This is a genomic window from Streptomyces sp. NPDC033966 (genome assembly GCF_055575955.1).
Map to the genome: position 1 here is coordinate 1 of NZ_JBVIRQ010000021.1, position 14,224 is coordinate 14,224.

At 72.5% G+C, this 14,224-nt stretch carries 13 protein-coding genes; all 13 read right to left on the minus strand.

Going from position 1 to position 14,224, the window contains the following annotated elements; all coding sequences use genetic code 11:
- Window positions 1-800 (minus strand): homocysteine S-methyltransferase family protein (locus tag ACZ518_RS36075; protein WP_469117272.1); only part of this gene is annotated, 800 nt, incomplete at its 3' end.
- The gene (locus ACZ518_RS36080; protein WP_469117273.1) at window positions 797-1,780 is read right to left on the minus strand and encodes a carbohydrate kinase family protein; all 984 of its coding nucleotides are present in this window, start codon (window positions 1,778-1,780) and stop codon (window positions 797-799) included. The genes ACZ518_RS36075 and ACZ518_RS36080, both read right to left, overlap by 4 nt.
- A gap of 1 nt (window position 1,781) precedes the next feature.
- Window positions 1,782-2,990 (minus strand): methionine adenosyltransferase, encoded by a 1,209-nt coding sequence (gene metK / locus ACZ518_RS36085; RefSeq protein ID WP_469117274.1) that lies wholly within the window; start codon window positions 2,988-2,990, stop codon window positions 1,782-1,784.
- A complete protein-coding gene (gene acpS / locus ACZ518_RS36090) occupies window positions 2,987-3,757 on the minus strand; it encodes a holo-ACP synthase (protein WP_469117275.1) in 771 nt (256 codons plus the stop codon). The genes metK and acpS overlap by 4 nt, the downstream gene beginning before the upstream one ends.
- Before the next feature lies 1 nt (window position 3,758).
- Window positions 3,759-4,640, minus strand: coding sequence for a class-II aminoacyl-tRNA synthetase family protein (locus ACZ518_RS36095; RefSeq protein WP_469117276.1), 882 nt, complete (start codon window positions 4,638-4,640; stop codon window positions 3,759-3,761).
- Window positions 4,641-4,672: 32 nt separating this feature from the next.
- Entirely contained in the window at window positions 4,673-5,566 is an 894-nt protein-coding gene (locus tag ACZ518_RS36100; RefSeq protein WP_125819021.1) for a diiron oxygenase, read from the minus strand.
- A gap of 74 nt (window positions 5,567-5,640) precedes the next feature.
- A complete protein-coding gene (locus ACZ518_RS36105; protein WP_469117277.1) occupies window positions 5,641-6,687 on the minus strand; it encodes a methyltransferase domain-containing protein in 1,047 nt (348 codons plus the stop codon).
- Window positions 6,684-7,523, minus strand: coding sequence for a class I SAM-dependent methyltransferase (locus ACZ518_RS36110; protein WP_469117278.1), 840 nt, complete (start codon window positions 7,521-7,523; stop codon window positions 6,684-6,686). Before ACZ518_RS36110 ends, ACZ518_RS36105 begins: the two co-directional genes overlap by 4 nt.
- A gap of 36 nt (window positions 7,524-7,559) precedes the next feature.
- Entirely contained in the window at window positions 7,560-8,066 is a 507-nt protein-coding gene (locus ACZ518_RS36115) for a MaoC family dehydratase (RefSeq protein WP_469117279.1), read from the minus strand.
- A gap of 63 nt (window positions 8,067-8,129) precedes the next feature.
- Window positions 8,130-9,320 carry a trans-sulfuration enzyme family protein gene (locus tag ACZ518_RS36120; RefSeq protein WP_469117280.1) on the minus strand — a complete coding sequence of 397 codons (1,191 nt, stop codon included), beginning with the start codon at window positions 9,318-9,320 and terminating at the stop codon, window positions 8,130-8,132.
- A 132-nt stretch (window positions 9,321-9,452) separates the two neighbouring features.
- Complete coding sequence (locus ACZ518_RS36125; protein ID WP_469117281.1) at window positions 9,453-10,901, minus strand: MFS transporter; 1,449 nt, start codon at window positions 10,899-10,901, stop codon at window positions 9,453-9,455.
- Window positions 10,902-11,097: 196 nt separating this feature from the next.
- On the minus strand, window positions 11,098-13,143 hold the full coding sequence (fusA, locus tag ACZ518_RS36130; RefSeq protein ID WP_469117282.1) for an elongation factor G: 2,046 nt from the start codon (window positions 13,141-13,143) through the stop codon (window positions 11,098-11,100).
- A 315-nt stretch (window positions 13,144-13,458) separates the two neighbouring features.
- Window positions 13,459-14,196 carry a tyrosine-protein phosphatase gene (locus tag ACZ518_RS36135; protein WP_469117283.1) on the minus strand — a complete coding sequence of 246 codons (738 nt, stop codon included), beginning with the start codon at window positions 14,194-14,196 and terminating at the stop codon, window positions 13,459-13,461.
- Between the last annotated feature and the right edge of the window lie 28 nt (window positions 14,197-14,224).

The window sequence follows — 14,224 nt, forward strand, 5'->3', positions numbered from 1 at the left end:
AGCGGATAGTGCGCACCCTGCTTCGTCAGCACCGGCAGACCGGCATTCGGCATGCACGACAACGGGATACGCGCGTTGCGGGCCAGGTAACGCAGATGCTCACTCATCTCCGCCGGCCCGGTGGCGCAGTTCAGACCGATCATGTCGATCCCCAGCGGCTCCAACGCCGTCAACGCCGCACCGATCTCCGAACCCAGCAGCATCGTGCCGGTCGCCTCCACGGTGACCTGCACGATCAGCGGGAGGTCCCCCATGCCGCACCAGTCCAGTGCCCGCCGCGCGCCGATCACGGCGGCCTTGGTCTGGAGGAGGTCCTGGGTGGTCTCGACGAGCAGGGCGTCCGCGCCGCCCCGGACCAGGCCCTCCGCGCTCTGCTGGTAGGCCTCGCGCAGGGGTTCGTACCCCACGTGTCCGAGGGTGGGCAGCTTGGTGCCCGGGCCCATGGAGCCCAGCACCCAGCGGGGCCGGCCGTCCCGGGCGGTGTGTGCGTCCGCCGACTCGCGGGCGATGCGGGCTCCGGCCTCGGAGAGTTCGTAGACCTTGTCCTCGATGCCGTACTCGGCGAGGGCGGACAGGTTGCTGCCGAAGGTGTTGGTCTCGACGCAGTCCACTCCGACCGCGAAGTACTCGTCGTGGACCGATCGGACGATGTCGGGGCGGGTGAGGTTGAGGACCTCGTTGCACCCCTCCAGCCCCAGGAAGTCGTCCATCGTGGGGTCGGCGGCCTGGAGCATCGTGCCCATGGCGCCGTCCGCGACGACGACGCGCTTCGCGAGCTCCTGCGACAGTGGCCGTCTCATTCCAGGGCCCCCAGGTGTGTGGACAGTTCCGTCACGGTGGCCGGGCCGTACGCGGTGCGGAGCCGGGCCAGCAGCGGTTCCCGCTCCAGGCGGTACTCCTGGGTGCCGGTGTGGCCGAGCACGGTCGCGGCGACCGCGCAGCCCAGCCGGGCCGCGTACCGCTCGGGGACGCCCCAGGCCGTGCCGGCGAGGAAGCCGGCCCGGAAGGCGTCGCCGACGCCCGTCGGGTCGACGACCCGGCCGACCGGCACCGCGGGCACGGTGAGCGGTTCGCGGCCGGCCCTGCGGATCTGTACGCCGTACTCGCCGCGCGTGGTGACCCAGGAGCCGACGCGCCGCAGGACCTGCTCCTCGGTGAGTCCGGACCGTTCGCACAGCAGGGCGGACTCGTACTCGTTGGTGAACAGCCGCTGTGCGCCGTCGACCAGTTCCCGCACCTCGTCGCGGCCGAGCCGGGCCAGCTGCTGGGAGGGGTCGGAGGCGAAGGGGATGCCGAGCTCGCGGCAGCCCCGGGTGTGGCGGAGCATGGCCTCGGGGTCGTCCGGCGAGACCAGGACCAGGTCCGGCCGGCCGCGGCGGGCGACGGCCTCCCGCAGGTCGATCTCGCGGGCTTCGGCCATCGCGCCCGCGTAGAAGGTCGCGATCTGGTTCTGATCGCGGTCGGTGGTGCAGACGAAGCGGGCGGTGTGGCGGGTGTCGCTCACCCGTACGGAGTCGGTGTCCACCCCGTGGTCCTTGAGCCACACCCGGTACGGCTCGAAGTCCCCGCCCACCGCGCCCACCAGCGACGGGCGCAGTCCCAGCACGCCCAGCCCGAACGCGATGTTCGCCGCCACCCCGCCCCGCCGCACTTCCAGGTTGTCGGCGAGGAACGACAGGGAGACCCGGTCCAGCCGGTCCGCGAGCAGCTGGTCCGCGAACCGGCCGGGGAAGGTCATCAGATGATCGGTCGCGATGGATCCGGTGACAGCGATTCGCATGTCAGACCCCGGCTGCCTTGCGGAGCGCGTGCACGCGGTCGGTGCGCTCCCAGGTGAAGTCCGGGAGCTCGCGGCCGAAGTGGCCGTAGGCGGCGGTCTGGGCGTAGATCGGCCGGAGCAGGTCGAGGTCGCGGACGATCGCGGCGGGTCGGAGGTCGAAGACCTCGGACACGGCCTCCTGGATGCGCTCGTCGGGCAGGGTGCCGGTGCCGAAGGTCTCGACGAAGAGGCCGACGGGCTCGGCCTTGCCGATGGCGTACGCGACCTGGACCTCGCAGCGCGCGGCCAGGCCGGCGGCGACCACGTTCTTGGCGACCCAGCGCATCGCGTACGCGGCCGAGCGGTCCACCTTCGACGGGTCCTTGCCGGAGAAGGCGCCGCCGCCGTGGCGGGCCATGCCGCCGTACGTGTCGATGATGATCTTGCGGCCGGTCAGTCCGGCGTCGCCCATCGGGCCGCCGATCTCGAAACGGCCGGTCGGGTTCACCAGCAGGCGGTAGCCCTCGGTGTCCAGCTTGATGCCGTCCTCGGCCAGCCGCGCGAGCACGTGCTCCACCACGAACTCCCGGATGTCCGGGGTGAGGAGGGAGTCGAGGTCGATGTCGGCGGCGTGCTGGGTGGAGACCACCACCGTGTCGAGGCGGACGGCCTTGGCACCGTCGTACTCGATGGTGACCTGGGTCTTGCCGTCGGGGCGCAGGTAGGGGATCTGCCCGTTCTTGCGGACCTCGGACAGGCGGCGCGAGAGGCGGTGCGCGATGTGGATCGGCAGCGGCATCAGCTCGGGCGTCTCGTCCGTGGCGTAGCCGAACATCAGGCCCTGGTCGCCGGCACCCTGCTTGTCGAGCTCGTCGCCCTCGCCCTCGACGCGCTGCTCGTAGGCGGTGTCGACACCCTGGGCGATGTCCGGGGACTGGGCGCCGATGGACACCGACACGCCGCAGGAGGCGCCGTCGAAGCCCTTCTTGGACGAGTCGTAGCCGATGTCGAGGATGGCTCCCCGGACGAGTTCGGCGATCGGCGCGTACGCCGTCGTCGTGACCTCTCCGGCGATGTGGACCTGGCCGGTGGTGATGAGGGTCTCGACCGCGACGCGGGAGGCCGGGTCCTCGCGCAGGAGCGCGTCGAGGACGGTGTCGCTGATCCGGTCGGCGATCTTGTCGGGATGGCCCTCGGTGACGGACTCGGAAGTGAACAGCCGCTTGCTCATGCCTGGCTCACCTCGGCGGTGAAGAAGTGGGTGCGGATGGCGTCGAGGGTGCGGATCTCGTCGACCTCCAGGGTCTCCAGCTGGATGGCGCGGCCGCTGTGCTGCTCCAGCAGGAAGACGAACTCGACGAAGGACAGCGAGTCGATCAGCCGGGTCTCGATGAGGTCGAGGTCGCCGGCGATGTCGTCGAGTTCCTCGTGGCGGGCGAGGAGCCAGTTCTTCACGAGCTGCAGACCGTCGGACATGGTGTCTCTCCTTGAAGTGCGGTGTACGGGTGGGGTGGGGGGCGCGGGGGCGGGCTCCGGGGCGGGGCCCGGCTCCGGGAGGGGCTCCGGGACGGCGAGCGGGTCCAGTACGGGGGCGGCGACCGCCACCGCGTAGTCCACGTCGTGGCTGATGGTCACGGTGATCCCGGCGATCCCGGACCGTTCGGCCATCTCGGCGGCGGACCGGTGGAGTTCCACGAGCGGCCAGCCGCCCTCGGAGCGCCGCACGATGATGTCCCGCCAGGGCAGGAACACGGCGCGGACGCGCAGGGTCTTGAACGCCGCTTCCTTGGCGGCGATCCGCCCGCACAGGCTCAGTACGTCGAGCTTGGCGGAGGTACGGCAGTCGGCGAGTTCGCCGGGGGTGAGCATGCGCTGGAAGAAGTCCTCGCCGTAGAGGCGCAGGAGCCGGCGGACACGGGTGACGGACACGATGTCCATGCCGAGGTTCGCCCAGCCCAGGCCGCCCGCCGGCGGGGCGGCGACGGGTCGGGTCGGCACCTCAGATCGCCGGCCCGGCCGCGTTCGCGCGCAGGACCGCAGCGGTCGCCGCACCCCAGCTGCCGTGGCGGCGGGTGAGCGCGGACAGCCAGCGCTCCAGGCCGAAGGCGACGCAGCTGGTGAACGCGGGGCCGCCGCCGGAGGCGAGGGGGATCTCGCACCGCTCGCCGAAGAAGTTGCGGTGGGTGTTGACCGAGGCGATCGCGAGGTCCTCGTACAGGAACTCGTGCTTGACCGGGGTCAGGCGCTGGAGGACGGCTTTGGAGCTGCCCTTGTCGAAGAAGGGGTCGCAGGCGGCCTCGCGGCTCAGCGGCAGGTCCAGGGCCTCGGCGAAGGCGTTGATCCGCCGGGTGAAGGTCGCCAGGTGCTGTTCGGCGTGCTCGCGGGTACCGATGGCGACGATCTCCCGCATGCGGAAGCCGAGCTGGCGGCGCAGTCCCTCGTAGTGCGCCTCCTTGCGGAAGCACCAGCCGACCACGGTGACGAGCTCGTCGTCGGCGGCCGGGCGGCCCTGGTGGTCTATGTAGACGGCGTAGCAGGACGCGGACGGCAGGCCGAGGGCGGCCGGTTCCAGCGCGTCGCAGGGGAAGCAGCCGGTGTCGGCACAGAACTCGCTGGTCTCCCGGACGTCCAGGTTCAGCGGGGCCGCCACGACGGCCTGGTGCGGGAAGTTGTCGTAGTAGTCGAGCCGGGCCAGGTCGGCGGCCGGCAGCAGCGGGGGCATGGTCATCGAGCGGGCGCCCGCCTGGACGCCCCAGCTCTCGAACGTGTCGTCGAGCAGCCGCAGCAGGGCGGTGCCCTCGGGGCCGAGCGACGGCAGGCCCCTGGTGTCTGTGCCGGCGTCTGGGGCGGCGGCGGTGGCGGCGGTGGTCATGGTGGTCATGGGGAGTCACCTCTCGGACGGCGGTGGGACTCTCAGACGACGGGCAGGACGTCGTCCGTGAAGATCCCGGTCTTCAGGAAGAATCCGAGCGGCTTGCGGATGGTCTTGCGCTCGAAGGGCCGGCGGCGCTCGTCGGCGACCAGTGCGTTGCGCAGGCCCACCGGGTCGGCGATGCCGGCGTCGCGGTAGACGTGCGGGTTGTAGAGGGAGTTGAGGCTGTAGACGACGTACCGCTTGAGGTACGCCTCGACCTCGGCGACGCGGGCGGCGGGGACGGCCTGGCGCATCCGGTCGAAGAGCAGGGAGACCAGTTCGCGGCCGAAGGCGATGTGCCGGGACTCGTCCTGGTGGTGGATCCGGTTGACCTCGCGGATGGTGTGGCAGAGGTCCTCGTCCCGTGCCATCCGCGTGTTGTAGTGGTCGACGAGCTCCTCGAAGAACAGGATGCGGGCGAAGACCAGGAAGTTCTCCACCTCCGGCTCCCAGGCGGAGTCGGCGCGCAGGGCGGTGGAGCCGTAGATCTTGTCGCCGTAGCGGCGGCAGAACTCGGCGAAGAACCACATGTGCTCGTTCTCCTCACCGATGAAGTGGTGGAAGAAGTCCGAGGGCACCTCGAAGCCCGGCATGTGGATGCGTCCGACGACCTCGATGAGCAGTTCGCGGATGCCGTGCACGTTGAGGCTGTAGAAGTTGATGCTCTCCCACTTGGAGAGGCGCTGGAGGGTCTCCTCGCCGAGCTCCTCGTAGAAGGGGGTGCCGTAGACGGTGAGCAGCTCGGGGGTCATCCACATGCGGCCCTCGTCGAGCTTCTCGGGCCAGTCGAACTGCTGGTAGGGGTTGTAGTACTCCTCGATGGAGCGGTGGCTGAGCCGTTCCAGGACTTCAAGGAACCGGTCGGTGACCGGCAGGGGGGCGCTGACGCCCATGGTGACTCCTCGGGGTGTGTGGTGGTGCCGGGGCCGCCGGGCGGTCCCTCGCGGCGCGGGCCGGGGTGCGGCGGCTACGGCCGGACTTCGTAGACGGCGTTGACCGGGGTCTCGGTCGCGCGGCGCCAGCGGGTGAAGCCGGCCTCTTCGGCGATGGCGCGGAAGGCCTTCTCGCCGGAGTGGTTGCCGAGCGCGTGGGGGCCGCGCTGGGCGACGGCGACGGGCAGGCACATGACGGCGGAGAGGGCCATGAACATGCGGGCGGCCGGGGTCTGGGTGTCGATGTCGTCGGGCGAGACGTTCGACTCGACGAGCATCCAGGTGCCGTCCGCGTCCAGGGACTTGTGGACGTGCTCGGCGGCGGAGACCGGGTCGCCCATGTCGTGCAGGGCGTTGAAGAAGGTGACCAGGTCGTAGCCGGTGCCGGGGTAGTCGTCGGCGGAGGCGACCTCGAAGACGACGCGGTCGGAGAGTCCGGCCTCGTCGGCGAGCCGGCGGGCGATGGAGACGGCCTCTTCGGAGTAGTCGAAGCCGTGGACCGTCGCCTGCGGGAAGGCCTTGGCGATCAGCAGGGTGGTGTGGCCGACGCCGCAGCCGACGTCGGCGACGGTGCCGCCGGCGGCCAGCTTGCCGGTGACCCCGGTGAGGGCGGGCAGCCATTCGGGGACGAGGCGGTGCTCGTAGGTGGGCTGGAAGAAGCTGCCCATGCCGGTGTCGAGGGCAGGGTCGTGCTCGGCCCAGCCGACGCCCTCACCGGTGCGGTACGCGTCGACGAGGAGGTCCTCGGTGCCGTAGAGGGCCTTGAGGGCGGTGAAGAACCCGGCGGCGTAGGTGACGGCGTCGGGGTCGGCCAGTACGGGGGCGTGGTCGGCGGGCAGCGTGTACGTGCCGGCGGCCGCGTCGCGTCCGACGTACCCGGCGCTCAGCTGGGCGTGCAGCCACTCCTCGGCGTAGCGGGTGTTGATCCCGGTGCGCTCGGCGAGCTGGGCGGGGGTCAGCGGGCCGGCCTCGGCCAGCGCCCGGTACAGGCCGAGCCGCTCGCCGAGGGCGACGGTCAGGCCGCGCACGGCGGCGCCGGCGTCGCTGATGACGCGCTGGTGGAAGTCGTGGACGGCGGTCATGCTGCCTTCACCTCGGCGGTCGGGAGGTCACAGGTGAACAGGAAGGAGCGCGGGACGCGCGGGACGCTGCGGGCGGGCACCGGGTAGGGCCAGCGGCCGAAGTCGGCGCCGTCCTCGCCGGGCTGGCGGACCTCGCGCACGTCCCAGCCGCATTCGGCGAGCAGGTCCTCGGGGGTCTCCGTGCCGAAGAGCCACGGGTTCCCGTCCTCTTCGAGGCAGTTGAGGAAGGGCCGGGACAGCGGGTTCTGCAGGGCGGCCTTGCTGATGACGTCGCCGAGCAGGACGGATCCGGGTGCGGACTGCCCGGCGAGGGTGGAGATGAGGCCGCGCACGGCGTCCTCGGGGAGGAAGAAGAGGAGGCCCTCGACGACCCACAGCACGGGCTGGTCGGCGCGCCAGCCGGCTTCCTGTAGGGGGCCCGTCCAGTCCTGGGTGAGGTCGACGGGGACGGTGACGCGGGTGCGTCCGGCGGGGGCCGGCTCACCGGCGAGCATCTCGGCCTTGGCCTCCAGGAGCGCGGGCCGGTCGAGTTCGTAGACGGTGACGCCGTCGGGCCACGGGAGCCGGTAGAAGCGGGTGTCCATGCCGGCGGCGAGGAACACGACCTGGCGGATGCCGTGGTCCTGGACGGCGCGGACGATGGCCCGGTCCAGGTAGGTGGTGCGGATGGCGAGGAACGGCACGGTGCCGGCGCCGGCGTAGCGCTCCAGCAGGTCGAAGCCGATGGTGTCGGCGACGGTGCGCGCGTACGGGTCGGCGAACAGCCGGTCCTCGCGCTCGGTTTCCAGGGCCCGCGCGGCGGCGGTCCACTGGGCGGTGCGTGATACGGCCTCCACGGGAGGCTCCCTTCACTCGGCGGGCGGGGGGGAAGATCAGGCCAGGGAGCGGACCCGGACCACGGGGTCCTCGGCGGCGGCGGGGTGCGGTACGTCGCACTCGGCGGGCCGCCGCTCGAAAATGCTGTGCAGGATCATGCTGAAGACGACGTTCCCGTCGGCGTCGGCCAGCGTGCACTTGGGCTGGACGACGCCGGTGCGCGGATTGAACGGCGAGGGGCGCGAGCCCAGGATCTCGACGCGCGCCGTGAGCACGTCCCCGGGGCGGACGGGCCGCAGGTAGCGGATCTCGTCGACGCCGGGGGAGCCGGTACAGGCGCTGTAGGCGAGGAGCCCGTCGACGTAGCGGCGCATGAACATCGAGGCGCTGTGCCAGCCGCTGGCGATCAGGCCGCCGAACGGGGTCTGGGCGGCGAGCGCCGGGTCGGTGTGGAACGGCTGCGGGTCGAAGCGCCGGCCGAACTCCAGCACCTCCTCCGTCGTGACGGTGACGGTGCCCAGTTCGTGGACGTCGCCGGTCCGGAAGTCCTCGAAGTAGCGCATCACGCAACCCCCTTGACGGAGAGGAGTGTTTCTCTGGCGTGAACCAATCTACGAATCAGCCGATTATTTTGTCAACCCAAAAGAAGACCGCAGTGCCTGTTCTATGTCCTGCCAGAGGTCCTCCGGGTCCTCGATGCCGACGGACATCCGGACGAGGCCGGGGCCGATACCGGCGTGCGCCAACGCCCCTTCGTCCAGCTCCCGGTGGGACGTGCTGGCGGGGTGCGTGACCAGCGTCTCCACCCCGCCCAGCGACAGCGCGAGCCGCGCCAGCCGCACCCCTTCGACGAAGGCGCGGCCCGCCTCGCGGCCGCCGTGCAGGTCGAAGGAGAGCAGCCCGCCGCCGCCGGAGAGCACCTTGCGGGCCGTCGCGTACGAGGGGTGCGTTCCCAGCCACGGCCAGTGGACGGCCGCCACCGCGGGGTGGGCCGCCAGCCGCTGCGCCAGCAGGCCCGCGTTGGCGCAGTGCTCGCGCATCCGCAGCGGCAGCGTGGCGATCCCGCGCAGCGTCAGCCAGACCGCGAACGGGTCGGCGCTGGCGCCCAGTTCGACCGTGCGCGGCCACACCTCCCGGCGCAGGGCGTCGTCCGCGAAGACGGCCGCGCCGCCCAGGACGTCGGAGTGCCCGGCGAGGTACTTGGTGGTGGAGTGGAGCACGATGTCGGCGCCGTGCTCGATCGGGCGGCACAGGACGGGCGAGGCCAGGGAGTTGTCCACGGCGCTGGTCACACCGAGGCGCCGGGCCGCCGCCAGCAGGCCGGGCAGGTCGGGGACCTGGCCGGTGGGGTTGGCGATGGTCTCCAGGACCAGCAGCCGGGTGCGCGGCCCGGCGAGCGCCTCGAACTCGCGGACGTCGTCACCGCCGATGTGGTCGACGCGCACCCCGTAGCGCTCCTTCAGGTCGCTCAGCGCCGCGTACGTCCCCCCGTACAGGCAGCGCTGCGCGATCACCTGGTCGCCGGGGCGCAGCAGGGCGAGCAGGACCCCGCTGATGGCCCCCATCCCGGAGGCGAAGGCGATGGCCGAGGCCCCGCCCTCCAGTCCGGCGAGGGTGCGCTCCAGGGCGCGCACGGTGGGGTTGCCCCGGCGGCTGTAGACGTAGTCGCCGTCGGGGCCGGCCATGGCCCGCGCCAGGTCGTCGGCGGAGTCGAAGGCGAAGGCCGAGGACTGGACGAGCGGTACGGACAGCGGCCGGCTCGCGGGGACTTCGAGCTCGTGGGCCACGTGCACCGCGCGGGTGCGGATGTCCTTCATCGGGGGTCTCCCTTTCGTTCGGGTACGGGGTGACGGGTCCGGGTACGGGGCCGGGGTAGGGAAAAGGGGTCGCCCGACGTCCGGGGGCGGACGTCGGGCGACCCCTTGGGTGAGTGCGGGCGGTCCCGTACGTCACACCCCCGCCGTCTCGCTGCGCGACGCCGGGGCGTCGGCGGCGGGAGCGGCGGCCGGGGCGGCGGACCCGTCGCCCTTCATCACGAGCAGGGTGATCACCGCGCCGGCGGCGGCGATGACCGCGGCGCCGATGAAGGCGGCGCTGAACCCGTCGGTGAGGGCGGGCAGGTTGCCCAGCTCACCGGCGCCCTGCGTGGTGGCGAGCGCGGTCAGCGCGGCCAGGCCGAGGGCGGAACCCACGTTGTAGGTGGTGTTGACGATGCCGGACGCGAGGCCGGCCTGCTCCTGCGGGGCGCCGGACATCGCGGCGATCATCGCCGGGATGTAGGCGAGCGCCATGCCGAGCGCGGCGACGAGCGAGGCGGGCAGGACGTCGACGAGGAAGGTGCCGGTCGGCTCGACGGCGGCCAGCCAGACCAGCCCGGCGGCGAGGGCGAGCAGACCGGTGACGATCAGCGGCTTGGCCCCGAAGCGGCCCATGAGGCGGGCGGTGATGGCCGTCATGAAGATCATCAGCAGCACCGTCATGGGGAGCAGCGCCGCGCCGGAGGCGAAGGCGCCGTAGTTCAGCACCTGCTGGAGGTACAGGTTGAGGAAGTACCACATCGGGATCCAGGCGGCGCCCAGCAGCGTCATCGCGAGGTTGGCCGAGCCCAGGCGCGGGATCCGCCACACGCTGAGCGGCATGAGCGGCTCGCGGACGGTCCGCTGGACCACGAAGAAGAGGGCGAGCAGGACGGCCGCGCCGATCAGCTCCAGCACGGTGGCGGTGGCGCCCCAGCCGACCTCGGGGGCCCGGACGACGGCGAACACGGCGAGCGCGAGCCCGGCGGTGACGGCGACTGCCCCGAGGACGTCGACGGAACCGCGGCGGGCCTGGACGGCCGGCAGCAGCCTGGTCGCGGCGAGGGTCGCGACGCCGATCGGGACGTAGATGATGAAGACCCACGGCCAGCTCACCCATTCGGTGAACACACCGCCGAGGAACACGCCCGCCGTACCGCCGGCGGGGGCGGCGGCGCCGTAGAGGGCCATCGCCCTGCCGAGCTCCTTGGGGTCGTGCCCGAAGAGCATCATCAGCAGCGTCATGGCCGAGGGCGCGATCAGCGCGCCGCCGACTCCCTGGACGGCCCGGCCGGCGATCTCCACCGAGGCGCTCTGCGCGGCGGCCGCGAGCACCGAACCCACGATCATCACCACCCAGCCGGTGGCGAAGATCCTGCGGGCCCCGAACAGGTCGGAGAGCCGCCCGCCGAGCAGCAGTAACCCGCCGAAGACGATGACGTAGGCGTTGAAGACCCACTGGAGCTCGCCCTGGGAGAAGCCCAGGTCCTTCTGCATCTCGGGGAGCGCGACCCCGATGATCGAGGTGTCCATGATGACCATGAACTGAGCGGCGGCAAGCACGCCAAGTGCCCACCAGCGCCGGGGATTGACGGTTGACATTGCCCTGACCCTCCTCTGCCGTATACCCCTGGGGGGTACCTTCGCGTAGCAACGTAGCATACCCATGGGGGGTATGTAAGAGCGGTGTCGGAACGCGGGCGGAGACGCCTCGGGCCCCGCCCCGGCCGAAGCCGGGACGGGGCCCGAGGGCGGTGTGCCGCGTGTACCGCGGGGTGCCGCGGGGTGCCGCGGGGTGCTAGCGGGCCGTCAGGGTCGCGGCCACCGCCGCGGGGACGGGGGCCAGGCCCGCCGGGCGGCTGGTGAAACCGCCCCTGCCCTGGGTGCGGCCGCGCAGCCGGGACGCGTACCCGAACAGCTCGGCCAGCGGCACCGTCGCCGTGACCACCGTGGTCCCGGCCTGCCCGGCCGAGCCCGTGACCCGGCCGCGGCGGGCGGCGAGGTCCCCGAGGACCGCACCGACACCGTCGTCCGGAACGGTCACCGTGACCTCCGCGACCGGCTCCAGCAGCTCCAGCCCGCAGGCGCGCAGGGCGTGGCGCAGCGCGAACCGGCCCGCCGCGCGGAACGCCATCTCCGAGGAGTCCTTGGAGTGGGTCGCCCCGTCGGTCAGGACCACCCGCAGACCCGTCACCGGATGCCCGCCGAGCGGACCTTCGGCGAGGGCGTCACGGCAGCCCGCCTCCACGGCCCGCGCGTACTCCTGCGGCACCCGGCCGCCCGTGACCGCCGAGCGGAACTCGAAACCGGGCTCCTCCAGCGGCTCCACGTTGAGCACGACGTGTGCGAACTGGCCCGCGCCGCCGTCCTGTTTGACGTGCCGGTACACGAAACCGGTCACCCCGCCCACGACGGTCTCCCGGTAGGAGACCCGGGGCCGGCCCACGACGACCTCCACCCCGTGGAGACGGCGCACCTTCTCCACCGCGACCTCCAGATGCAGCTCGCCCAGCCCCGACAGCACGGTCTGCCCGGTCTCCGCGTCGGTCCGCACCACCAGGGAGGGGTCCTCCTCGGCGAGCCGGGCCAGCGCGGAGGCCAGCCGCCCGGTGTCGGTACCCCGGCCCGCCTCGACCGCGACCGACACCACCGGATCCGCCACCACGGGCGGTTCCAGCAGCAGGGGAGCCTCCGGCGCGCACAGGCTCGTCCCCGCCCGCGCCGACTTCAGCCCGACGACGGCGACGATGTCACCGGCCACCGCCTCCTCCCGTTCCTCGTGCCGGTCGGCCTGCACCCGCAGGATCCGCCCGACGCGTTCCGTCCGGCCCGTGGCCGGATCCAGCACGGAGTCCCCCTTGCGCAGGGTGCCCGCGTAGACCCGCAGGTAGGTGAGCCGGCCGGTCGCCGTCGCCGTCACCTTGAAGGCGAGCGCGGCCAGCGGCTCCGCCGGGTCGGCGGCCCGCTCCCGCACCGGCGGCATGTCACCGGGTGCGGGCAGGTACGCCACCACGGCGTCGAGCAGCGGCTCGATGCCCCGGTTGCGGTACGCCGAACCGCACAGCACGACCACCCCGTCCCCGGCGAGGGTCAGCTCGCGCAGGGCACGGACCAGCGTCCCCTCGCTCAGCCCGTCGCCGGCACAGAACTCCTCCAGGGCCTCCGCGTGGAGTTCGGCCACCGTCTCCTCCAGCAGCCTGCGCCGGCGCCCGGCCTCCTCCAGCAGCGGCCCGGGGACCGGCAGCGTCTCGTACGAGGTGTCGCCCGCGTTCCAGAGCAGCGCGCGCATCCGCAGCAGGTCGACGACGCCGGTGAAGCCGTCCTCCCGTCCGACGGGCAGCTGCACGACCAGGGGCACGGCGCCGAGCCGCGCCCGGATGGAGGCGACGGCCTCGTCGAGGTCGGCGCCCGCCCGGTCCAGCTTGTTGACGAACGCGATCCTCGGGACGCCGTGCCGGTCGGCCTGCCGCCACACGGACTCGCTCTGCGGCTCGACGCCGGCGACGGCGTCGAAGACCGCGACCGCCCCGTCGAGGACCCGCAGGGAGCGCTCGACCTCGTCGGCGAAGTCCACGTGCCCCGGCGTGTCGATCAGGTTGACCCGGTGCCCGTCCCAGGCGCAGCTCACGGCCGCCGCGAAGATGGTGATGCCGCGGTCGCGTTCCTGGGGGTCGTAGTCGGTGACGGTGGTGCCGTCGTGGACCTCGCCCCGCTTGTGGATGGCGCCGGTGGCGAAGAGGATCCGCTCGGTGACGGTGGTCTTGCCGGCGTCGACGTGGGCGAGGATGCCGAGGTTGCGTACGGCGGCGGTGCTGGTGCTGGTGTGACGGTGGTCGGTGCGCATGGCCCGGGCCTTTCGGTGCCTGGGGTGGGAAGAGGGCGGCGCGATTCCCGGGACGCCGGTCCACCCCGCGGCAGGGCCGGCGGGGTTTCGCGTTCAGGGGTGCGTCACGGGCGTACGGTGACAGCCGCGCGGCTGTTACCGCGCGCTGCGGGACACCGGGATCACGTCGTACCGGCAGGGGGGAACGACGGCGGCGGTGCGGTTCGTACGCATGGCCCGGTTCCCCTTCTCTTCGCTCGGCATCGGCAGGCACCGCCCTGGCGGCGGCGCGCACCGCGACTGTAGGCGGCGCGGTCCGGCCGGGGCACCTGGTTTTCAGGCGAGCAGCCGCTCCCGCAGCCGGGCCGTGGTCCCGGCGGTGATGCCGACGGCCTCGGCGAGGTACCCGGACGGGGACCCGTATCGGCTGGTCAGGTCGGCGAGGACGAGCTCCATGACGGTGGCCGGGGCTCGGCCGTACGAGGGCCAGCGCATGGTGCGGCCCGGGTGGGCGGCGTGCCAGTCGGCGGTGAGGCGCTCGGTGGCGAGCTCGGTGAGGGCGAAGTCGGCCAGGATCTCCTCCTCGGACACGTCGAGCAGGGTCAGGACCAGGGCGGCGATCAGGCCGGTGCGGTCCTTGCCGGAGGTGCAGTGGAACACGGCGGGGCCGGGGCCGTCGGCGATGAGCTCGATGGCGCGCCGGATCTCGTCCACCCCGTCCTCGGCCACCTCCGCGAAGCGGTCGGCGAGGTAGCGCCAGGGGTCGAGGTCCGGGTCGATCTCGGCCTGGTCGTAGGGGCGGTGCTCGATGCTGAGGTTGGCGTACGCGAACCGCTCCGCTTCCGGTATCCGGCCCTTGGCCTCGATCTCCCAGGGGTAGCGCAGGTCGATCACGGTCCGCACGCCGAGCCCGAGGAACCGGTCCCAGTCGGCGCCGCCCAGCTTGCCGAGGGAATCGGCCCGGTAGAGGCTCCCCCATACGACGGTCCGGCCGTCGGCGGAGCGGTAGCCGCCCATGTCGCGGAAGTTGTGGAGGCGCTCGAAGGGGACGTGGCGGCGGTCGTCGTGCGTCAACTGTGGCTCCTGGGCAGGTGATCGGCGC

What these genes read in the sequence shown, in the direction of transcription:
- metK (WP_469117274.1), bottom strand. Translation starts at nt 2,990, where the DNA reads ATGAGCAAGCGGCTGTTCACTTCCGAGTCCGTCACCGAGGGCCATCCC.
- ACZ518_RS36125 (WP_469117281.1), bottom strand. Translation starts at nt 10,901, where the DNA reads ATGTCAACCGTCAATCCCCGGCGCTGGTGGGCACTTGGCGTGCTTGCC.
- ACZ518_RS36080 (WP_469117273.1), bottom strand. Translation starts at nt 1,780, where the DNA reads ATGCGAATCGCTGTCACCGGATCCATCGCGACCGATCATCTGATGACC.
- ACZ518_RS36105 (WP_469117277.1), bottom strand. Translation starts at nt 6,687, where the DNA reads ATGACCGCCGTCCACGACTTCCACCAGCGCGTCATCAGCGACGCCGGC.
- ACZ518_RS36095 (WP_469117276.1), bottom strand. Translation starts at nt 4,640, where the DNA reads ATGACCACCATGACCACCGCCGCCACCGCCGCCGCCCCAGACGCCGGC.
- ACZ518_RS36120 (WP_469117280.1), bottom strand. Translation starts at nt 9,320, where the DNA reads ATGAAGGACATCCGCACCCGCGCGGTGCACGTGGCCCACGAGCTCGAA.
- ACZ518_RS36115 (WP_469117279.1), bottom strand. Translation starts at nt 8,066, where the DNA reads ATGCGCTACTTCGAGGACTTCCGGACCGGCGACGTCCACGAACTGGGC.
- ACZ518_RS36100 (WP_125819021.1), bottom strand. Translation starts at nt 5,566, where the DNA reads ATGGGCGTCAGCGCCCCCCTGCCGGTCACCGACCGGTTCCTTGAAGTC.
- fusA (WP_469117282.1), bottom strand. Translation starts at nt 13,143, where the DNA reads ATGCGCACCGACCACCGTCACACCAGCACCAGCACCGCCGCCGTACGC.